Raw genomic sequence first — 21596 nt, forward strand, 5'->3', positions numbered from 1 at the left:
GCTGAAAATGCTTCAAATGAGTACCCAGATCGCATACTAGAGGTAACTTGGATATACTGGCCATCCTTTTAAGGATGGCTTCCGAAAAAAACTAGATTATGCTAGGTCGCATGGCTCTAGTCTTATTAGGATTGTCCAGCGGCTGATAAGGCTGATGGCCATTAACAAAATCGTATAACCTGTCAAAATTTCCTTTCTTTGCCTGAAAAGAAAAAGGCCCCTTAATTTTATCTGCGTCTTCTTGTAAAGAAACCCCATAAATATTATGGATTTTCATCAATAATTCACTATAAGGGATTTTATATAGAGGGCTGGGGCCCTTTAAAGGAGCCGGAACATTGGGATCGGAGAGATAAACAAAAGGTTCGCCATCACAATTTTCTGCACCAGCAATGAGGAGCGAATGACATCCCTCTTTTTCATCAATTGACTTACCAGCAGAATAAATTTTATACGTATCACTCTCTACTTCTAGTTTACAGTTAGAACTATCAAATAATACACAAGGTTCCGTATAGATAACCTGAGGCCCAAATTCTTCAAGCGTTTCCATAAGTGCTTCTATGGGCTTTGTAGGATCCCAGTCCGAACCTTCTAATTGAAAACAAGACGCTGCCAGATTCAGTACTGCCTGATGATAGATTGGCGCGAGAAATTCAGGATTATCAAGGGTAAGTCGCAACATGCTGCCATAATTGTCTCTGGAATTAACGACTGATTTTATACTCTCATTAACATAGTTATTCAGCACTTCTTTGGGCTCAAATGCCGTAATAAAACTTAAACTTGCGATAGTTCTTTGTGCAAGCTTAATAAGATCAATGTTTGCCTTCTGAATTAAAAATTCTTCAAAATCGTCATACTCATAGTCATTGTCAAGAAATTCTTGACAAATCTCTTTATATTGTTGAATTTGGTTTTGAGTTTCGACAGTATCTGAAGAGAGTTTCTTAAATGCGGCCAAATTTTTTTCTAACTCTAATAAATAGTTTTTTACGTCAGCTACCGTTATTTTTTTCAGATCGGAAGCAAGAAAATCGCGTATTTCTTCTAATAACAATTCACAAATTGGTTTATTCGCGTCAATTTTATTAATTGCACGACGATAGGTAGAAAAAACCAATTCAATATGTCGATCCCTATTCGTTGCCAGATATTGATTACCAAAACGAAAGCGCAAAGGATTAAAGGCATATAAGCCACAAGTGTCGCCTTTTTGCGGTGCCTGCATACGATGAACCTGGGGTGCACCTACATATCTTTTCCCACGGTGAAGATCAATTAAGACAAAACCAGATGTTTTGACTAGAAATTTTGGCATCGTATTGCTCATTAAAAAAATTTGAGCAATTATATAGCTTATTTATTAACAGAAAGTTAAAACCCCACTCAAGTCTTACAAATCTGCCCCTGAAATCAAGAATAGTGTCACAGTAGTTCAGTGGCCTTATTTTGTTGCCGTTTATACCACATCAAAGTGCCACCAATTACCGCTGCCGGCATAATTAAAATATTTAAAAAAGGTATAAAACTCAGCAAACTAATTATAAAACCAAATCCCATAGAAAAACGTTTACTGCTTTTTATTTGCTTGCGCATGGTATTAAAATCCACCAAATTATTATCCATAGCGAAATCTTGATACTGCATGCTTAACATCCAGGCATTAAAAATAAACCATAGAAAAGGCAAAAAAGGATGAAGTGGTGGAATCAAAAATAATAGGCACAAACCAATAAAACGAGGGAAATAGTAAAAAATAAATTGCCCCTGCCGTTTTATACTTTGCACTACCATCGTACCTAACGGCCTTTCAGGTACAGCGATGCCATATAATAACTGTTGCGCTTTTTCCGATAATAAGCCATTAAACGGCGCGGCAAATACATTAGCCACTACTGAAAATGTGGATAAAAAAACCAGCACAAATAACAGAAAAAATAATAGGGTAAAGACACTACTAAGAAAACTAAGCCAATGAGGCAATTGCTTAATATAATAATCGGTAAATGCAAATAAATAGTGATAACTTAAATAAGCGATACCGCCGTAAAGTAAGAAATTAAACAGTAGCGGTAATACTACAAAACGTCTTAGTCCTTGTTGGTTTAGGGCTTTTAATCCAAGAAAAAAACAGGATATTCCTGTAACGGACATTCCGCAGCATGAAAAAGCTAAAATTAGAATTATCCCCAAGGAATTATCGCATTAGTTAAATTGAGAAAAAGATCAAGCCGATATAAGAAAAAGATCACAGCCCACAAGAGAAGAATCAGGTACCCTTGTCTCCCAAAGACCTATTGGAGAGAAGGATGCTGAATCGAGATACAGTAAGTTCAGAGCAATTGGGGCATTTAGGACTTGTTGCAGCAACGATTAGAGAATTAGGGATAATAGAGAGAATTGATGCACGCCTTGAGTTAAATGAAAAAAAAGGAGGCGTGGTAAGCTATGGTCGTCGAGTAGCGGCGATGGTTATCAATGGGTTGGGTTTTATGAATAGCCGGTTGTATATGACGCCGCATTTTTTCCAAGATAAGCCTGTGGCTCAACTGCTTGGTTCAGAACTAGACGCGGCACACCTGAATGATGACAGTCTTGGTCGCTGCCTGGATAAAATCGCAGAATACGGTGTGACCAGGCTTTATTCGGAATTGGCTTTTGAGATTGCCCGAGAAAAAAATTTACTAAGCCAGAGACTGCATTTAGACAGTACAAGCTTTGTTCTTTACGGCCGCTATGACACAGAAGAGGCCGCGCCCGGGATTGCGCAACCAGACTACGGATATTCCAAAGCGAATCGCTCTGATCTAAAGCAAGTGATGCTGTCACTAGTACAAGGAGGAGCTGCGAATATCCCCTTATGGATGGAGGCCTTAGATGGGAATAGTAGTGATAAAACAAGTTTCCAAGAGACGGTTAGGAGGGTGCAAGCGTTTACACAAAGTATTCATGGGATGCCTGATGGCCTTTGTTTTGTGGTTGATGCCGCCTTTTATGTTCCAGAGCAGTTGGCAAGCCTCAATAACGTGTTTTGGATAACCCGAGTACCTGCACAGCTTAATGAAGCCAAAGTATTGTTGAACAAGCCTTGTGATGCTCTGACCTGGGAGCCGTTTGATGCAAACTATCGTGGAAGTGTTCATGAAACGGTTCTTTATGGTATTCCACAACGCTGGGTTTTGATTGAGTCGCAACAGGCGAGGTTGCGAGAGCTAAAGACTTTTCAGAGGCATTTGGATAAAAAATCTCAAGAGCTCATTAAATCCTTATGGCATCTTGGTCACCAGGTCTTTCAATGTCCTGACGATGCAAAGCAGGCATTAAAACCGCTCATCAAATCACTCAAATACCACCAAATTCATTATGAGATTCTACCTGTTGAACGCCATACAGGGAAAGGTCGCCCAAAACCTGGAGCTCAAAAAATGGTGATTGGATATCAAATACAAGCCTGTCTTTCTACCTGTCTGGAGAGGGTGGGTGCTAAAAAAGAAACACTGGGACGCTTTATTTTGGCCAGTAATCAATGTGATAGCTCGCTATTGAATAATCATGCCATGCTTCAACAATATAAAGAGCAATCCTGTGTCGAATCAAGCTTTAAATTCATGAAAAACAATGCCTTCGAACTGGACTCTTTCTTCCTTAAAACACCTGAGCGAATTACAGCCTTGATGATGGTAATGACGCTTTGTCTCATGGTGTACAATTTTGCTCAAGCTCACATCAGGCAATGCTTAAAGGAGCATGATGAAGCACTTCCCAATCAGCTGGGTAAGCCAGTACAAAATCCCACAATGAAATGGATTGCTGAGCTGATGAACGTGATAGCTGTTGTAACCATCCTGACAAACGATCAAAAACATCGTGTGGTAACTAATCTAAAACCAGTACATCAACAAATCATTTCTTATTTTGGTCAGTATGCTCTTGAAATCTATGGACTTGCCGCAGAATCTGCGCGTGGCACAGGCTTCTCCTGCCTGGCTATTGAACAGAATAATTATAAAAATCGTTTATCTTGGTGCGAAACGTAGGCTGTAAAAAAAGATTTCATCAATTTCGATACCCACCTATAAAAAAAGTACACAGATTAAACAAAGAGTCAAGTGGGTAAAAGTACCCATGGTTATCTCGAAAACAAAATGGTAAATTATTGCGCACTAGCAATCTACTTTGAAAATTATAGTCCTTCCTGTAGACGATAAATTTCTCTTCTTGTTGTTAAAAAGGGTGTAATAATATAATGATTCCAACTAGTACGACGAATGACGATAGTATAACAGCTTCTCCTCACAAAAAAGTTATGGTTGCGCAAGGGGAGCAATTTGCTCAGTGGCAATGGCTTCCTCACGATCTCTGGAAAGAAATATTGGCTTATGTTCAGTATGAATACAATCAGCACCACCATGCTTTTTTCAAGCCAGCCTATGCCCGAGTCAATAAGCAATTTAACCAATATGCCAATTTTTTGATGTCGTTCCCCACAGAGAAGAACTATCAATTAATGGTTCATTGTTTAATTGGTAAAGAAGGTGTTGAGCATTTAATCCGTGTTGCATTTCCTACCTCAAAAAATAGCTATCAGGCCTTGTTTAACCACATCAGTCTTGAAGTGGCAAAAATTGTCCCTGACATATCCTTTGAACCGTTTGAAGCAATTTGTAATGAAAAAGAAAACTTCATTCAGAGCTATGATGATTGGAGCGATGTCTTGACCTGTCTTAGCCCGTCTGGGCAAGAATCAGAGATTAAAAGAGAGGAGCTACTTAATCAGCTTTTTGGACTGGATGCAAAAATACAAGAGCGGTTAATGACCCTCACAGCCGACAAAACTTATCATTACGCTTTACTGGCTCTGGCTTATATTCAAAAGAATAAATCTTTGAAAAATCTGGAGAAACTAGCCTGCCTATATGCCGAGACTGGTTTTTTGAGAGGGGCCCTATTTATTCTGGAATTTTGCCAAGGGTTTGGGATATGGCAAGATTCAAGTCAACTCCATACCTTCCGGTTGGATAAGAACAATTTCTTGCTTAAAGTATTAGAATCCTCCGTTGTCTGGCCGCCTTTAGGCGAGCGTCTTGGTCGTTATATGATGGATCATTATGCGTTTCATTATGATCTTGGTTTCATTCTGAAAGCACTAGCGGTTTGCAGAACATTTAACCCGGCAGTTAAGCTTTTATTGCTGGACGTGCGTCATTACAAATCCCCCATGGAGTTGTTGAAGCTTATTGTTGTGGTTGGGGAACATCTGGAAAATTCTGACGATAGCCAATTATTTCCTGCCCAGCGACTTGAGGCAATTGACAGTTTTGTTGCACAGCTGCCGCAGATTGAGCTCAGTGAAGAGGAAGAAAAAGCGAGTGAAGACCTGAATGCTGGAGATGAAGATGAAGGATTTTTGCTCGAAGCGGTATACCTTATGGTCAAAGGAATAAAAGCCCGCATGGAGAACCAAACTTTGTCTTTGCCTTTAAGCATGGTGACTGAAATTGATGATGATGAAGAGGAGAATGAGGATGATGAGGCTGTTATGGAACCAGTAGGCGATTTGCAAGAATTCTTTGCGGCCACGCCGGGCATAGCCAATGATCAACAACAATTTTACGATGAAGCTGCAAAACTTTATCAGTCACTTGCATTGACTCACTCACCTGGGAAGGGATACTGAGTTATTAGACCTCTTGCATAATAGGTATATTTTGTTTTAGTGCAAGGCGTCAGCGTTTCGAGGAGCGGAGTTTACATGAAGTAAATGCACCGGAGAAACGCTGACAACGCAGCAATGAGAGAAAAGATGCGGTTATGCAAGAGGTCTATTCAAGATGTTTCCAGTTTGATAACTTATTCCGATGCCGGCAACACCATCAAACGTTGCCCTAATCGATTAGTAGATCGCTTACGAACTTCAGAAATTAAGCGTGTCTTCAAAACCAAAATTACGCATATCTTTTATACGTTGTGGGAAAAGGATACCATCAAGATGATCACATTCATGCTGCACAACTCGGGCATGAAAACCCTCTGCAGTTCGAGTGATTTTATTACCTTGTAAATCGTACCCACTATACGTAATTTTATAAGCACGAGGAACCAAACCCCGTAATCCCGGAATACTTAAACAACCTTCCCAGCTTTCGATATTTTCTTCACTAAGAACCTTATAGCTTGGATTAATCAGAATGGTAAAAGGGACGGGCTGTTCATTTGGGTAACGTTCATTTTTTTCAAAGCCGAACATGATAATTCTTTTATTACACCCTATTTGGGGCGCCGCAATGCCAACGCCTTTTTTTGCCTTCATCGTATCCCGCATATCTTCAATCAGCGTTGGAATTTCAAGACTATGAAAATCATCGACCAGTAATGATGGTGTCGATAACTGCTTATTACCCATTTTCACAATCGATTGATCAGTCATCCCTAAAATCCTGTTTGTTAATAAGTCACTTCCAAACGCGATATCCTAATGCATAGTGGGGACGAATCTATGCAGTACGTTATCATGATGCTACTTAGTTCGGGAAAAATTGATACTACAATACGATTCCTGCAAAGACCACCCTTTTTCTATTTCATCTTCAGCCAACTTTCGAATCCAGCCTGATTTATGCTACAGTCATTTCTCGTTAAATAAACCATTTCTATGATGTTTTTTAGGGAGATCAGGATGAAGCAATTTATATTAGCCACCCTTTTTACCCTAAACACACTTCTTATTCACCCAGTCACAGCAAAAGCACTTTCATCAACCGAAGCACAGATTAGTAGCTATGTTCTTGCCCAACATGAAAATCAACTTAATTTATTGGAAAAGCTTGTCAATATTAACAGCGGTACAGAAAACATTGCAGGAGTTAAACAAGTGGGAAATATTTTAATCCCCCTATTTACTCAGCTTGGTTTTACAACACAATGGATTGATACTCCTCCGACCATGCATCGTGCAGGTACCTTAATTGCCCAACATAAAGGTCATAAAGGTAAACGATTGTTGTTAATTGGCCATATGGACACCGTCTTTCCGATTAACAGCCCTTTACAGAAATTTATTCGTCAGGGTGATCTTGCAACAGGTCCAGGAGTCATCGATGATAAAGGGGGTGTTGTGGTCATTCTTTATGCCTTGCGTGCCCTTCATAAAGCACATGCTTTAGACGATGCCACAATCACCATTATTTTAACAGGTGATGAAGAGGACTCGGGAAAACCAACCTCCATTTCAAGAAAAGCCCTTATAGAAGCAGCGCGGAACAGTGACATTGCCCTCGATTTTGAGTGGGCTGTGACTAATGATACTGCTACCATCGCTCGGCGAGGAATCAGTAATTGGCTCATTAAGACACAAGGTAAAGAAGCACACTCCTCAGAAATTTTTCAGGAAAAAGCCGGTGACGGCGCGATATTTGAATTAGCTCGTATTCTACATCAGATGAGGATTCAACTGTCTTCGGAACAATATCTTTCATTCAATCCCGGTTTAATTTTAGGGGGAACAACAACAAGCTATGATGTACATCGATCAGCAGGCAACGCTTTTGGCAAAACCAATGTAATTGCCAAAACAGCAATGGCCAAAGGAGATTTACGCTTTCTCTCTACCGCGCAAAAGGAAGGTGCTGAAAAAAGAATACTCGCAATCGTCAACCAACACCTGCCTGTAACTAACGCCTCCGTTGCTTTTGAAGAAGGTATTCCGGCCATGCCGCCAACCCCACAAAACTTACAGCTTCTGCAATTATACAGCGAGGCAAGTACTGCTTTAGGTTATGGAGCAATCAAGCCCCTCGATCCGGGTCTGCGAGGAGCTGGTGATATTTCTTACATCGCCTCTATGGTCTCTGCTAATTTGGCTGGTTTGGGTCCCGTTGGGACAGGTGCCCATTCCATTAACGAAACATTGAATGTTCCTTCATTGTCGATGCAAACACAACGCGCAGCCCTACTTATGTATCACCTAATTAGTTAAGTACTAGTGTCGTTGACATTTCGCCAGCTTGGGCCGATTTACAAACATCACAGCACAGTTTATATGGTAGTAAATGACCAGCGTAGAGCAGGAAATCAATGCTTTTGGCCAAGATAGCAGAAATGTCAACAGCTCCTAAAGACCGGAGCAACTAATAAATGCAGGGGCCAATGAATCTTACGTTGTTTTTGTGAATCCCCCCACGCACTTTCAAGTTTTTTAAAAACAAGATTAATCGGATTCCTTTGCTCACGCTTTTGGTATTCTTTTACTGCTGACCAGGTATTCAAATAACCAATCAACTGGGCAAAATCCATATTTTTTTCAATAACAAAAGTCGGTGCAGCGAGTTTTTCAAAAGGAAAAGGAATTGTACGGTATTCATCATCAATAAAACGTCGCTCTTTGGGCCAATACTCATCGCCTAAAACCGTTTCATAAAGCTCTGTAATACTTTCATCAAGTACAGTAACATCAAACTTCCCTAGTGAATAACACCAAGCGGCAATCATTGCTTCAGGCTTACTAACTCGACGTACTTCCTTGTAAAACAAATCAAAATTAAACCAATGCAACGCTTGTGCAATTGTAATTAAATCAACCGAGTTGGCAAGAATTGGAGTATGTTCCGCAGGACAATTAAGATAAGAGATTGCTTGCTGGCGAGGCGCAACATCTAACTGCGCCTGATTAACATCAGTCGCGATAATTTCTTCAAAATAGTTGGTTAACGCAACAGCAGCTTGTCCGTTACCCGTTCCACAGTCCCAAGCACAATCATGAGTCTTAGCCAGGGAAGATAAATATTGATACAAAGAATTTGGATAATTAGGTCGAAAATTTAAATAATTAGCAGTCTGCTGGTTAAAATGCTTAATATAATCCATATTAAAAGCCTCCTTGCTGTTGTTATACTTTACCTCGCTGATAGGCTTGGTGCTGAGGTTCGAGACTCTCCTTTATTCTACCTTCTTCGAGCTGGTGCAACCCAATTTTCCCCATTATAGCCACTGTTTCCTTGATATCATAAATCTTGGCTTTGGTCGCTTTAACTGTGATCACTGTCTTTGGATGACTAAGACCGCGCTCCAAAACTTCTCTCTTGGATAAACTGGAGTCATCCGCTCTGAATTCCACACGCCCTTTATCCATTTCTGGTAAAAAAGGTTTATTCTTTAAAATACACCGTTTAGCATGGTAATAAGAATTCAATTGCTCGTAAGTAAACTCTGCCTCTACTTTTTGAGTTTCGGAATAGATATTCATCAAATCATTCCTTGGTAATTTTGGATCGTGACACAAGGGTGCTTGAACTTCATTCCAACCAAAGATAATTTGAATCGCTGAACCTAATCGATGTACAAGATAGATTGCCAGAGGAACAGCGGCCAGAATATACAAAGCCGTAGAAGCTGCTATCAGCGGAATCAAGGTGGGCATAATAATAGGAGCAGCTGCTTCCCACACCATAGTAGCCAGACCCAAGGTAAAAAATAATTTTGCTACTAAAGATTGCTGATTTAACCAACTAAAAAATCGGCTAAAATCAGACTCTTTTTTACCATTAACCTTATCCATTAAAAAAGCCAAGGACTTATCGACTAAAAAAGCGGTCATGACGCTTGAAACAACAATATTGAACATTAACAATGTTGGAGCTGTCAATGCAGGAATAATCAATGCTAAAGCAAATGCAGGCTGCGAAGAAAATAGCAAGGCAAAAGCAACCGTCAAAGTGAGCTGCATCTTATGACTTAAAATATAGCGCAACACAGGAAGAATGAGATAATAAAAGGGAATAATGGCGGTGTAATAAAATAAACTTCGCATCATTGTATAAAGGATGAAATTGCGTTTACTACGTGCTTCATTATCGGCTTTCGTATCCACGCCAAGGAATTGTGTTTCAGCAAGGCCAGCATAATTCATGGCGTGGGCAGCCAGGGCATTAGGACCTTCTTTGTCTTTTGGTGGAATAACCTCAATTACATCCCAATCCTCTTTCCAAACACCAAAAGGAGAAACCGGATCATTCTTATTTTTTTGTACACAGACCGGAGGTTTTACGTCTAATTGCTCCCAACGGTCAAAACGACTTTTCCGCCAAGGGAGATAAAGTCCAGCTGGATTTAATATAACAGCACGCGACAGCTTGTCTCCCTGATGAGTAGATAAAATGCCTACTAAAGCGCCTCCCAGGCTAATACCACACGCATGTACTTTCTGCTGCTGTTTATCCAGCCATTCAATAATTTTTTTATGCCCGCTGCGATAAAGCTTCTTTCCAGCGGTTTCAAAAGCTTCCATATCTGTTTTGATTTGGGAGAAAAAACCCTGGCCAGCCGGATAGGTAGTTCCCATGAAAATTAAATGAGGCTCAGCGTCAGGTCGGTTAATAGGCTCTAGACCATAAGCAAACACTCTATCCTCATCTTTGATGAATAAAGCCTTAAAACCCCTTGTTGGTGTTAACTCAATGGGAACTACTTTATAGTCTACTAACTGCCAGCTGTTATTAATCCATTGTGGTATAGCGACAGACTCATAAGGGTTAAGATCACCATAAGGTAAGAGTGATAAACAATTACTGAGGAATAATTGGGCTTGTTTAAATTGTAAAGGAGCGGTCTCAGGCGACACACTAGCAGACTGTAAATGCTCACAAACGTGTTGAAATCCTTGCTGAAAAGCTAATCGCATACCGCGCATTAACTCTGGATCACGCCTTAGAAATACCGCTTTAATGACTTGTAAAGAAAGAAGATCTTCCCAACCATTCTGCCAGCCCATCATTAATAGACGTAAGGCATTTCTGGCAATAATGTTTGCTTGTTCCTGCGAAGTGCGTCCATCAGCCGATTTTTCAAAATGGGCCGATGCAAAAAATGGTATATTCAAGCCGCCAGCATACACGTCGCCGTTACCCATATGATCTTACCTTAAGCACCCTAAAATTGGCTCCTATTCTATCATACTGCCATATAAAATAACAAAACAATCACCAATGCAAATAGCGTTAATTTACATTCAATTCTTGCTCAGGCAAAAAGCCTCCAACCTGTGCGTCCCACATCGATTTGTATAAACCATTTTTGGCAATCAATTCTTCATGACAGCCATCTTCGACAATAACTCCCTTCGCAAACACTAAAATTCTATCCATATGAAGCAATGTTGATAAGCGATGTGCAATGACTAATGTCGTTTTACCCTGCATTAACCCAAGCAACGATGCTTGAATCGATTCTTCGGTAATCGAGTCCAATTGGGATGTTGCCTCATCAAGAATCAAGATAGCGGCATTTTTAAGAATGGCGCGCGCGATAGCCACTCGCTGTCTTTGTCCACCAGAAAGCTTTACTCCCCTCTCACCAACGAGAGTATCATAGCCTTGTGGCAAACTGCTGATAAAATCATGGCAATGAGCTTGTTGTGCAGCAGCAATAATCTCGGCTCTTGTTGCCCCATCCCTACCAAAGCCTATATTCTGTAACAAACTGCGATGAAATAAAGTTGGGTCTTGCGGAATCATACTAATCGTGTTTCGCAAGGACTCCTGAGTTACCTGCCTGATATCCTGCCCATCAATTAGAATACGACCTTCTTCCACATCAAAAAATCGTAGGATCAGATTAATGAATGTTGTTTTTCCACTCCCGGAATAACCTACTAAACCAACACGTTGCATAGGTTGAATGACTACCGATTTTTTTTCAAAAATTTGATTACCTTCGTGGTAATGAAAACTCACATTATCAAATTCAATTTTTCCTTTCTTCACTAGCAATCGTTTTGCATCTGGTTCATCAACTATCTCGATAGGTGTAACAATCAAAGATAAAGCCTGTTGGGCTACACCGATTTCACGGAATAAATCAGCCAGTGCATGGCACAAATACCACACCTGGGTCATAATCGCAAAAAAAGTATTAAAAATAAACACCAGATCCCCAGTGGTTATTAAATGACGTTGCCAGAAAGACAAGAGCAGGTAGACCATTAGCGCCAGCATCACTGTTACTGGTATATCTAAAAACAAGCGAAAGAGGTTCATGTAAATGATAAGTTTCTTATTACTTTGTACCTCTCTTTCCTGGCTTTTACTGACGTAGGATAATTCATCGCGGCTACGCGCAAAAAGTTTTACCGCACCAATATTACTAAGAGTATCAACAATTTTTCCGCTTAACTTGCTTTTATCTTCTGCATTTTCTTCTGCATAACGATTAATATTACGAGCGAAATAAAAACTAATAAAACCCTGCAAAATAATCCAGGATAATAACAAAACTGTAAACCAACTATTAATTGTGGCCATCAATACCAAAGCAACAATAGTTGCACTGAGGGTAGCTATACCATTCCAACTGATGATCATACGAATGGCCTCAAGAGCCCGAGGAAGATCATTCACTTTATTAGCGAGGCTACCCGCCATTTGATTAGAGAAGTAATGATAAGAATGACGAGATAAATAGTCCAAAACAGACATTCGAACCTGGGCTTGGAATCTTGGTATGACATAGCCTTGCCACCAGTTTTGCAAGCGAATAATAATAATTAAGCCAGCCCAGGCTCCTCCCCCTAACCATAAAGCCGGTGCTACAGCAACAAAAACACTGGTGCGATCACCTTGTTGATTAGTAATTGCATCAATAATCATCTTTAAGGAATAAGGGATAATATTGGTTTCTAAAATGAGTGCTAAGGGAGCTAAAAAAAAGATAGCGAAAGCAATAGGCTGTTTTTTAATAAAATGCCAAAAAAAAGAGGTTAAGTTTTTAGGTAACATCTCATTTTCGGCTAAAGTGTAATTTACTTTTTCTTGCATGGCAGGCAATTAGTTTAATTCAAACCAGAATAACATTAAAATGCTATACCCTACCCTTGTTATCTACACAATAATCGAAAAACCTAATAACAAACCATGCTGGACTGGAATATTGGATAGACGCCAGCTTTCCATAGAGGGATTAGCTCGAATTTTTGGAGCAGCACCAAAAACACCCTGGTATAGTAAATTCAGACTGGTCACTTCAGTAATTGGATAACCAAAACCCGCTTGCACTTCTCCAGCCAACTCTGATTTATTGTCAATCAAATAACTGGCAATTTGCCAGCGCCGGTAAGCAATTCCCCCCTTCACTTGTGTGTAGAGAAGGCTTTCAGTGACTGGATTACTATTGGCTGTGATTAATAAATCCAGCATCGGTTTTACTGTTGTACGAACCACACCACCCAAAACATCCAGAGTACCGTGAGGGATACCCAGACGCATACTTCTACCGTTTTGGACACCAAACTCTATGCCAAAACTGCTTTGCGTGGTTGCCAATAATTCTGCCGCAACAGCCATTCGCGCTACCACTGAATGACCATCGTTGTGATACATATTTTGATACTCGGTGTAGCCTGTACTGGCAGTAACAGACCAACGATTATCCTCAATTCCTACATCTTCTAATACCACAACTGGTGGCAGCGCCCCATGAGCATGGAGCGACAAAAAACAGCAACATAGGATTGCAGGCCAAGTTCTTCTAATTTTTCTTTTCATTCGTTGCACAAACTAAACTCACAAAAAGACTATGACCCCACTTTATACGGTATTTAGAAAGATTTTTCCACTGGAGAAAGTAACTTTTGTTCCCAAGATGAAATTCCAGGATAGCTTATTGAAAACAACGATAGAAGGCGTAATCGTCATAAACGAATAGCTTTTATCTTGTTCACTATCACCTTAAACACAAAGAATGTATTTCTATTGATTAGTATATAATTTTTTAAACGATGTACTTTTACGCAAGTAATAACACAACGACAGGTTTTCATAATTCCTTCATTTCTTTAATTACTATAGATTAAAAAATAACCTTCATTATTGATGACAATAAGAAAACAACAAAACCATGATGTAATTCATCTTGATCTTAAACGGGATAAAAGCGATGATTTTTTCTTTTCGATGGTTAAGGAGTTGGGGTGGAACACGAAACAATGGAATATGATGTGGTCATTGTCGGCGCAGGACCCGCTGGCTTATCAGCGGGTATAAAATTAAAACAATTGGCCAGCAAGGAAAATAAAGAGCTTCGTGTGTGCATCCTCGAAAAAGGAGCTCAAGTCGGCGCTCATACGCTTTCAGGAGCAGTCCTTGAACCTCGCAGTTTGAAGGAATTATTACCTGATACCTGGCAAGACGCCCCATTAGACACACCAGTTAACCAGGATTTATTTTATTTTCTTAGCAGCAAACGCGCTTATCGCCTCCCTACTCCAAAACAAATGAAAAATCATGGAAATTACATAATCAGCTTAGGGGAGCTTTGTCAGTTTCTAGCAACCCAAGCTGAAAACCTTGGTTGTGAAATTTATCCGGGTTTCGCAGCAACAGAGGTTTTGTACAATGAAAAGGGACAAGTCATCGGTGTAGCAACAGGAGATGTGGGCGTTGATAAAAGCGGTAATAAAACAGCGAATTATCAGGCCGGGATGCATTTGCATGCCAAGCAAACCCTTTTTGCAGAGGGTTGCCGTGGTCAGCTCAGCCAAATTTTAATGCATCGTTTTCATTTACGTAATGATGCTCAACCACAAACTTATGGTTTGGGAATCAAAGAAATATGGCAAATTTCTGCTGACAAGCATCAGCGCGGTAAAGTGATCCACACGGTCGGTTGGCCTCTTGATAATGCAACCTACGGTGGTTCTTTTATTTATCATTTATCAAAAAACCGAGTGGCAATCGGTTTTGTCGTCGGTTTAGATTACAAAAACCCCTGGTTAAATCCTTTTGCTGAACTCCAACGCTTTAAAACCCACCCTTTTGTCTCTGAATTGCTAAAAGATGGTGAACGTATTAGCTATGGGGCAAGAGCTTTGAATGAAGGTGGTTGGCAAGCAATGCCTAAACTCAGCTTCCCTGGCGGAGCATTAATTGGTGATGCAGCCAGTTTTCTAAACGTACCCAAAATTAAAGGTATCCATACCTCCATGCAATCTGGCATGCTTGCGGCAGAAGCATGTTTCGAACTTCTAAAGAACGAGCAGACTTCACAAGCAGAACTCAGTGCCTATCCAGAAAAAGTCAAGCAGTCCTGGCTTGCTGAGGAATTATATAAAGTAAGAAACATTCGCCCGGGTTTCCGCTATGGTTTATGGATTGGCCTATTCAATGCTGCCTTTGAAACCTATGTCAGTCATGGTAAATCCCCATGGACTTTAAAAAATCACGCTGATTATTCAACACTACTTCCCGCTGCCAAAGCTAAAAAAATTGAGTATCCAAAACCAGACGGCGTCCTTACTTTTGATCGGCTTTCTTCGGTTTATTTATCAAATACGTATCATGAGGAAAACCAACCTTGTCATTTAAAACTTCGTGATCCCAAACTCGCGATAGAAGTTAATTATCGGCAATATAATTCCCCTGAAACACGTTACTGCCCTGCTGCTGTCTACGAGATTGTTGAAGAAGAAGCTGGCCCCAGGTTACAGATCAATGCCCAAAACTGCATTCATTGCAAAACCTGCGACATCAAAGACCCTCGTCAAAATATTCTCTGGTGCGCGCCAGAAGGTGGTGGTGGACCGAATTATGTGAGCATGTAATTCAATTAGGCTTCTTCAGGAGCTCTACTATAGAAGAGAATTGCTTCGCCTATACGGTATTTCAAATCTTATGTACTTACTGTATACACTCTATTTATGCGCTCCGTATCTCCTTGCTCTTTTCTCTTTGCAGCAAGGTTCTGAAGAAGTCTATTAACCAATAATGCAAGTTCAAGATTATTGTTATTTCAGATTGATGGCGTTAGACTTGCTACGGTTTTATGAAGTCCCGGTGGCACAGCTGGATAGCGCAGCCCCCTCCTAAGGGGCAGGTCGGAGGTTCGAATCCTCTCCGGGACGCCAATGGAATCAATAAGTTATAAATTTAAATTGAAAATTAATTTTTTATTCCATATTTAGGTATAACCAAAATAAATGTCCACATCTAAATGAAATATTGTCATTAATCCCAGGCTAATAAAACTACTAAACATGGGTTTGCAACTACTCATTTAAGTTGTTGGAGGTTCCATATTTGGTGTATCTGCATTTTTGTTATTCGGCTGTTCATTTTGAACGGGTTTAAAAATACTCATGCTAGAAACTTGTACAGTTGAAACCTCGTCCATTTTTTCAGTTTTTTTATCAAAACCATCCATTTTTTGAGTCAACTTCTCGAGCTCAGTTTTGATCCTTGCATCATCATATGCCTCAGTAATTGTTCTTTGATCACTGGGTTGATTAAAGCACCCCTCATAATAGAAGTTTGCCGCATCATCATTAAACCAGCGAGTGAAATAATCGAATTGCTTAAATAGAGATTCATCTCCCTCTTTTTGATAGGACGCTTTGTACAAGGGATGAGTGGTAACACAGCTCCAAGCATGGTCAATTAATCGAAAATTGTCATAATTATGTTCAAACTGTCTGACAATACCCTTAACATGAAGTTCATTTTGAATTAGAGATTGATGACGCTCAAGAGACTCTGTCGTTAACGGCACCTGATTATCTGTTTTCATAAAATGAAAAAGATCAAATCCATTGAGTTGACGCTCATGCATGACTCCCTTACTGTCTTTAAAGTACAACTTCTCAACTCTATAGCCCTCTCTTTGCACCTCATGCTCATCAAAATATTTTTGTTTTGTTTGTAAAAAAGCAATTGTATTCGGTTTTAAGTCCGTGACCGCGGGTTCTTGACCAGTTAAAATAAAATTGAATTGATGTTTATCTAATAGCTCCAGTGTGCGCAATAATTTGGTCAATGTTGTATCCTGTTCAGTAGAAATAAATGGGGCAATTTTTCGCTCTATTAAGCGCTTAAAATATGGGTGTTCCTGATAGGGAGTACTCCTAGGTAACTCACTTAAGAGAGAATCAAGTTCTTTTTTTTCTTCTATCGTCATTTCTTCATTCTGCTGAGTAAGCGCTCTTAGCGGAGCAAGCTCCTTTATCACCTCCACTGCAAATCCTTCTTCCTTGTAGTACTTGTCAATAAGATGACTTAGCCTTTGAAATTTGTCGTTGCGGATTTTATTACGATTAACTAGTTCCACACTCCCTGGAATTTCATCAAAATCAGTAATACTATAATTATTTTCAAGAGCGTCGATAAGTGCTCGATTAGCTTCATCACCAATCTTATTACCCCAAAGTTTACAAGAAGATATTGTGTTGTTTAATTTGAGTGTATTGGCAATAGATAACACGCCTTCGTCGCTAATCTTATTTGTCCTAAGCGAGATCCTTTGCACAGAGTTGTTTGTTTCAAGAGCTTTTGCGAAAGCTTTTGCGCCCTCATCACCAATATGGTTACTTGACATGATCATAGTAGTCAGCGAAGTATTTATTTTCAGTGCTTCAGCAAGAGCTTTAGCACCTTCAGCACCAATGTCGTTATTCGTAAGATCAATAGCCCTGAGTGAATTGTTTTCTTGAAGGACATCTGCCAAGATTTTAGCCCCTGCATCACCAAAGTTGTTCCGCGAAATCCTAAGAGTCTGTAGGGAGGGGGTTGTTTTGATAATATCCGCCAGTACTAGAGCCCCTTCCTGCCCAAGGTTGCTTGACTCTAGAACAATCGTCCCTAGATTCACTTTGTTTTTAAGGCCATCTGCAAGAATTTTAAGTTTTTCAATATCAATATCGTTAAGATAAATAATCTGCATTTGAGTGTTCGTTTTAAGGGCTTCTGCAAGAGCACTAGTTTGATCTTTATTGAGATTTGATCCTGAAATGTATAAAGAAGAAGCGGCGTTATCCTTTATTTTTTGAATAATCTCTTCAACAGAAGGCATGACAAACTCTGGTAAATAAGATATTGGTCATTATAATAAATGGGCGCAATTAAATCAAATTGATAAATTATATAACACATGAGTGGCTTCCTTTGCTGGAAACGCAAGCTCGCGACTATTTTTTATTATGAAGGGCGTGTTGACAATCGTTCCGCCGCTTCGGACAAGCCCCGAGGCATCCCCTCAAATTTTTTCGCCTCGTAATAATGCAAAATGATCATTTTGTCATCCACGCTTGCGCGCGCTACTGTTCGGTAAAAGCGAGCCGCTACATCTAGTGGCTTGCCTGCTTTCAATTTTACTCCGATGTTTCGTTGAAATCAGGAATGCTCGTCGTCACCTTGACTTTCCACAAGGCCGAGTTAGATAGGTCTGGGAAAAGGAAGCCAGCACAAAGATGTGCTGACACAAGACGTGAAATTTGCAACTTAGCAAACCAATTTAATCTTCTAGTACATCCGTCTTCTTAATCAGCCCATAGCGAATACCTACAATAATCGCACTGGTTATATTCCTGCATCCTAATTTTTTAAAGATAGCTTGCCGATATTGAGTCACTCGCCGTATGGAGACCTTTAGAAACGCCGCAATTTCTTTAAGTCCTTTGCCTTGGGCGGATAAGTAAAGACATTGTTTTTCCTGCTCACTTAAACGCAGGTCGAAACAAATCGGTAGTCTTATCCAGGTACTGGAAAGTAAGGCCTGGATTTCGGCTAGCTGTTTGTAAGTTGGATTACTATTCCCCAAATAATCCAGGTAATTTTTTGCAAAGACTTGAAAGAATGGGCTATCGATTAAATTCGTTTCCGTTAAGGTTTCTCGTTTTGTTTTCACCATTATTCTTCCTTTATTTTTTTAAAGGTGTGACGTAGCACAGGAATTATTGAAAAAAATAATTCCTGTATCTCTAGTCGCTGAAATGATTAAGATTTTTGGTTAATAGCGAATTAACAGCACGCTATAAACCATGCTCCTAATGTTCAACCGGTGTAAATAATGGGAAATTTTGGCGGCTTCTTACGGACATGCCATTGAAATACAAAACTGAAATAGACTAAGATTCGTTTAGCCATAATTTATCCTCGTAGATAGATTGTGGTTAGCTGGCGGCGGGAATTGGTCGTTCCCTCTGTCAGCGCTTATTGCATTTAAATACGTCAAACGCAGATTTATACTATTTGATTCTTGAGTGTCTTGCAATTGAATTTTAATTGCAGGGCACTACAGAAATTTCTACTTTCTATTTCTACACTTTAGCCTCTTTTATCTGTTTCTTATCTGTAAGTTATTTGTGACTTTGCAGCAATAATGTATGTCCATGCAATGAAAAACCAGAAAAGTCCTTTATTTATAAGAGCATCATTTGCATGGAGATACATAGAAATATATTGATTTGTTTATTAAATCCCCCTCTCCTAAGGAGTTCGAATCCTCTCGGGAGGCCAGTTTCACAGGGTCTTTACCGATGCGACAGCTCATCGATATATATTGATAACACCCACGCTCTTTACGAGTTATTAGCTTCCTGATAATTTAAACCCGCTTCTTAACGTAGTGACGTCAATTCATGGTGCCTGTATGTATTTATTTGTTATTTATATCGGTGGTACGCATAAACAATCGTTAATTGAATTGCATGATATGCGTTTTGTCGTGGCCAGTAGTATTGAAGAAACTTATCCTAGCTTACGCCAAAGCTGGTGGGGTACTCCGGCAAGTTTGCATCTGGATGCCTGGGGAATTCTCGATTATGCCGATGGTTATAATATCCATATTTCAACCGAACCGCCAAAAGATAACGCAAATAAACTCTATTTTGTGAACCTGGGTGGTTACGATCCCCAACAATTTACAGAATTGCATAAAAATATTTTTGTTGTGGCTACTGATGAACAACAAGCAAAACAAAAGGCTGTACAACAAATTAGTGAATGGGAATCACCTCATCGCGATCATTTACATCAAATAGAGGCTGCTCTCGAACTAAATGCATTATTGGCGAGTGATAATCATTATCTGCATTTGACAAAAGCCCCGCAAACAAAATCGTTTGCATTCACTTGCCGCTATGTTCCAATCGGAAAATTAGCCTCGTCTTAGTTAATCAATTTTCCCGGTACCACCTGAATAAAAATTATCTTTTATCAATATATTACACTTTGAAATGCCTGCAATTTGAACATAAAGATCAATAATGATTACTTGACTCAAAATCTATACTATAATGTTGCAAAACTATTTTCCTTACAGCTTTTTAGAGAGAAAAAATGAAAAAATGCTTGTTGGTAGTATTATCGTTTACCCTTGGCGCCTGTACTCAAACCTATTGGGATAAACCCGGTGTTTCACCGCAAGAATACGCCAGAGATAGCTATGAATGTGAACGGGATATGCGTCAAAGTTATTTTGATGAAAATACAGAAGGCTCTTACGCACGCAGCAATTTTGAAGCCCGCTGCATGGTATCAAAGGGATACACCAGAATGGAAAGATCAATCTAAATAACTCTTGCAATCGAGTATTCTAAAGAATTAGAATAGGAAGTATCGAATTTCCGATACTTCCTATTCAGGTCAAAAAAACTGCAATAAATCCAGTCTGCAAAATCTCTTCCAAGCCAGTAAAATGTCGTTTACAAAAATGTAACATTTGGTAATTTTTTTTAAAAACTTTATAAAACTTATTTGCAGAACGTAATTTCATTGTCTATGCTTAAAATCCAGCCTAATACTGGAGCGAAAATACAGATAATGAGTATCTGTTGTACAAGGAGGATAAAGTTCATGGAAAGAATTAGCCTTTTTAAAATCGCCTTTAGAGTCGTATTTGGTTGCTTTTTCTTAGTAGCGTTTATGCAGACTAAGAATACTTTGTCACAATATAGTACTCAATCTAAGCCTTTAACGAGTAAAAGTATTATTTCTAAGCCTTTTGAAGTACAAGCATGATGTGTTGTGATATCGATTTAGCCTTTTGCTTTTAGAAGTCAAAAGGCACCTCCCCCCTTTGGAGGCGCCCATCAAATACCCCCCATGGTGAAAACAATTAACTACTTAACATTGGCAATAGCTCACTTGACTCTGCTGAAGTGTTCTGGGGCAAGGAAAAGATTTCTTTTTTTTCAATCGCTTCAACAAGTCTGGCTAAATGCTCGTTTCCCCTTATTTCCATACGATACATGGAAAGGCGTGACTCAAAAAATGCCTGAACATCACTCGCACTACAGTTAAACAACATGGAATTTCCTGTTTTCACCCAAAGCGACAAGACTTCAATTTCAAAAAGATAAGCATTTGACTCAGAGTTTGTTATTCCTGCTGCCACATTAAAAGCATGCCCTACTTCATGAACAATAATACCAATGATCATCATTGGCTCTTTCTCCAGGAAATCTTCTTTTACTGCTATTGTTTTATTTTTCCTCCAGACATGATGATGTTTGCCCAAGAGTCGATAAGTATCATGATTTACAAAGATTGCCGGATTATTACTTATCCCTAAAAAATCTTTTGGTGGTAATAAAAAATCAACACTTAACGTTGGAACAGATGCTATTACTTCATTAAGTCCTTGTTCTCCAATTTTACGACACTCGTTAATTATTTTTAAGATATCTTCTTTTGCAAGCATCGTGACTCTCCTTAAGTGATTTTCTTCCTGTTTTTTGCCTTGCACTTGCTTCTTTTTTTAGCCAGACAGATTAAATTTAAATTTAATTGAGCGACTGGTCAACTTAATGCGATGTTCGAGAACTAATAAATAAATAA

At 39.5% G+C, this 21596-nt stretch carries 16 protein-coding genes and 1 tRNA gene; 7 read left to right on the forward strand and 10 right to left on the reverse strand.

Features of this window, described 5'->3' with window-relative positions:
• Positions 1-91: 91 nt before the first annotated feature.
• Complete coding sequence (locus DYC89_RS08995) at positions 92-1321, reverse strand: hypothetical protein (protein WP_115221482.1); 1230 nt, start codon at positions 1319-1321, stop codon at positions 92-94.
• Positions 1322-1428: 107 nt separating this feature from the next.
• The gene (gene cysZ, locus DYC89_RS09000) at positions 1429-2157 is read right to left on the reverse strand and encodes a sulfate transporter CysZ (RefSeq protein WP_115221483.1); all 729 of its coding nucleotides are present in this window, start codon (positions 2155-2157) and stop codon (positions 1429-1431) included.
• Between the two features lie 155 nt (positions 2158-2312).
• On the opposite strand from cysZ, the gene DYC89_RS09005 reads away from it, so the two are divergent.
• Positions 2313-4040: an IS1634 family transposase gene (locus DYC89_RS09005; RefSeq protein WP_115220201.1), complete on the forward strand. Its 1728-nt coding sequence runs from the start codon at positions 2313-2315 to the stop codon at positions 4038-4040.
• Positions 4041-4249: 209 nt separating this feature from the next.
• Positions 4250-5680 carry a hypothetical protein gene (locus DYC89_RS09010; protein ID WP_115221484.1) on the forward strand — a complete coding sequence of 477 codons (1431 nt, stop codon included), beginning with the start codon at positions 4250-4252 and terminating at the stop codon, positions 5678-5680.
• A 237-nt stretch (positions 5681-5917) separates the two neighbouring features.
• Here the strand turns inward: DYC89_RS09010 and def are convergent, their stop codons facing one another.
• The gene (gene def / locus DYC89_RS09015) at positions 5918-6430 is read right to left on the reverse strand and encodes a peptide deformylase (RefSeq protein WP_115221485.1); all 513 of its coding nucleotides are present in this window, start codon (positions 6428-6430) and stop codon (positions 5918-5920) included.
• A gap of 249 nt (positions 6431-6679) precedes the next feature.
• On the opposite strand from def, the gene DYC89_RS09020 reads away from it, so the two are divergent.
• A complete protein-coding gene (locus DYC89_RS09020) occupies positions 6680-7978 on the forward strand; it encodes a M20 family metallopeptidase (protein WP_115221486.1) in 1299 nt (432 codons plus the stop codon).
• A gap of 125 nt (positions 7979-8103) precedes the next feature.
• Here the strand turns inward: DYC89_RS09020 and DYC89_RS09025 are convergent, their stop codons facing one another.
• From DYC89_RS09025 to DYC89_RS09040, 4 genes are all read right to left on the reverse strand, one after another.
• Positions 8104-8865 carry a class I SAM-dependent methyltransferase gene (locus tag DYC89_RS09025; protein ID WP_115221487.1) on the reverse strand — a complete coding sequence of 254 codons (762 nt, stop codon included), beginning with the start codon at positions 8863-8865 and terminating at the stop codon, positions 8104-8106.
• A 22-nt stretch (positions 8866-8887) separates the two neighbouring features.
• Positions 8888-10906 (reverse strand): hypothetical protein, encoded by a 2019-nt coding sequence (locus DYC89_RS09030; RefSeq protein WP_115221488.1) that lies wholly within the window; start codon positions 10904-10906, stop codon positions 8888-8890.
• Between the two features lie 88 nt (positions 10907-10994).
• Positions 10995-12809, reverse strand: a complete 1815-nt coding sequence (locus DYC89_RS09035; RefSeq protein ID WP_115221489.1) for an ABC transporter ATP-binding protein — start codon at positions 12807-12809, stop codon at positions 10995-10997.
• A 63-nt stretch (positions 12810-12872) separates the two neighbouring features.
• Positions 12873-13535 (reverse strand): DUF3187 family protein, encoded by a 663-nt coding sequence (locus DYC89_RS09040; RefSeq protein ID WP_228363829.1) that lies wholly within the window; start codon positions 13533-13535, stop codon positions 12873-12875.
• A gap of 425 nt (positions 13536-13960) precedes the next feature.
• On the opposite strand from DYC89_RS09040, the gene DYC89_RS09045 reads away from it, so the two are divergent.
• Entirely contained in the window at positions 13961-15589 is a 1629-nt protein-coding gene (locus tag DYC89_RS09045) for an electron transfer flavoprotein-ubiquinone oxidoreductase (protein WP_115221490.1), read from the forward strand.
• Between the two features lie 226 nt (positions 15590-15815).
• Positions 15816-15892, forward strand: a tRNA-Arg gene (locus DYC89_RS09050).
• Between the two features lie 149 nt (positions 15893-16041).
• Here the strand turns inward: DYC89_RS09050 and DYC89_RS09055 are convergent.
• Complete coding sequence (locus tag DYC89_RS09055) at positions 16042-17829, reverse strand: hypothetical protein (RefSeq protein WP_115221491.1); 1788 nt, start codon at positions 17827-17829, stop codon at positions 16042-16044.
• A gap of 441 nt (positions 17830-18270) precedes the next feature.
• Positions 18271-18666, reverse strand: a complete 396-nt coding sequence (locus DYC89_RS09060; protein WP_115221492.1) for a response regulator transcription factor — start codon at positions 18664-18666, stop codon at positions 18271-18273.
• A 741-nt stretch (positions 18667-19407) separates the two neighbouring features.
• On the opposite strand from DYC89_RS09060, the gene DYC89_RS09065 reads away from it, so the two are divergent.
• Positions 19408-19929 (forward strand): DUF1543 domain-containing protein, encoded by a 522-nt coding sequence (locus tag DYC89_RS09065; RefSeq protein WP_115221493.1) that lies wholly within the window; start codon positions 19408-19410, stop codon positions 19927-19929.
• Positions 19930-20096: 167 nt separating this feature from the next.
• Positions 20097-20330 (forward strand): hypothetical protein, encoded by a 234-nt coding sequence (locus DYC89_RS09070; protein WP_115221494.1) that lies wholly within the window; start codon positions 20097-20099, stop codon positions 20328-20330.
• Positions 20331-20874: 544 nt separating this feature from the next.
• On the opposite strand, the gene DYC89_RS09075 is transcribed toward DYC89_RS09070, so the two are convergent.
• Positions 20875-21459 carry a hypothetical protein gene (locus DYC89_RS09075; RefSeq protein WP_115221495.1) on the reverse strand — a complete coding sequence of 195 codons (585 nt, stop codon included), beginning with the start codon at positions 21457-21459 and terminating at the stop codon, positions 20875-20877.
• Positions 21460-21596 lie beyond the last annotated feature (137 nt).

The organism is Legionella donaldsonii, from assembly GCF_900452385.1.
Taxonomy (GTDB): Bacteria; Pseudomonadota; Gammaproteobacteria; order Legionellales; family Legionellaceae; genus Tatlockia; species Tatlockia donaldsonii.

Coding starts and splice junctions, on each gene's coding strand:
- DYC89_RS08995 (WP_115221482.1), bottom strand. CDS start 1,321: ATGCCAAAATTTCTAGTCAAAACATCTGGTTTTGTCTTAATTGATCTT.
- cysZ (WP_115221483.1), bottom strand. CDS start 2,157: ATGTCCGTTACAGGAATATCCTGTTTTTTTCTTGGATTAAAAGCCCTA.
- DYC89_RS09005 (WP_115220201.1), top strand. CDS start 2,313: ATGCTGAATCGAGATACAGTAAGTTCAGAGCAATTGGGGCATTTAGGA.
- DYC89_RS09010 (WP_115221484.1), top strand. CDS start 4,250: ATGATTCCAACTAGTACGACGAATGACGATAGTATAACAGCTTCTCCT.
- def (WP_115221485.1), bottom strand. CDS start 6,430: ATGACTGATCAATCGATTGTGAAAATGGGTAATAAGCAGTTATCGACA.
- DYC89_RS09020 (WP_115221486.1), top strand. CDS start 6,680: ATGAAGCAATTTATATTAGCCACCCTTTTTACCCTAAACACACTTCTT.
- DYC89_RS09025 (WP_115221487.1), bottom strand. CDS start 8,865: ATGGATTATATTAAGCATTTTAACCAGCAGACTGCTAATTATTTAAAT.
- DYC89_RS09030 (WP_115221488.1), bottom strand. CDS start 10,906: ATGGGTAACGGCGACGTGTATGCTGGCGGCTTGAATATACCATTTTTT.
- DYC89_RS09035 (WP_115221489.1), bottom strand. CDS start 12,809: ATGCAAGAAAAAGTAAATTACACTTTAGCCGAAAATGAGATGTTACCT.
- DYC89_RS09040 (WP_228363829.1), bottom strand. CDS start 13,535: ATGAAAAGAAAAATTAGAAGAACTTGGCCTGCAATCCTATGTTGCTGT.
- DYC89_RS09055 (WP_115221491.1), bottom strand. CDS start 17,829: ATGCCTTCTGTTGAAGAGATTATTCAAAAAATAAAGGATAACGCCGCT.
- DYC89_RS09060 (WP_115221492.1), bottom strand. CDS start 18,666: ATGGTGAAAACAAAACGAGAAACCTTAACGGAAACGAATTTAATCGAT.
- DYC89_RS09065 (WP_115221493.1), top strand. CDS start 19,408: ATGTATTTATTTGTTATTTATATCGGTGGTACGCATAAACAATCGTTA.
- DYC89_RS09070 (WP_115221494.1), top strand. CDS start 20,097: ATGAAAAAATGCTTGTTGGTAGTATTATCGTTTACCCTTGGCGCCTGT.
- DYC89_RS09075 (WP_115221495.1), bottom strand. CDS start 21,459: ATGCTTGCAAAAGAAGATATCTTAAAAATAATTAACGAGTGTCGTAAA.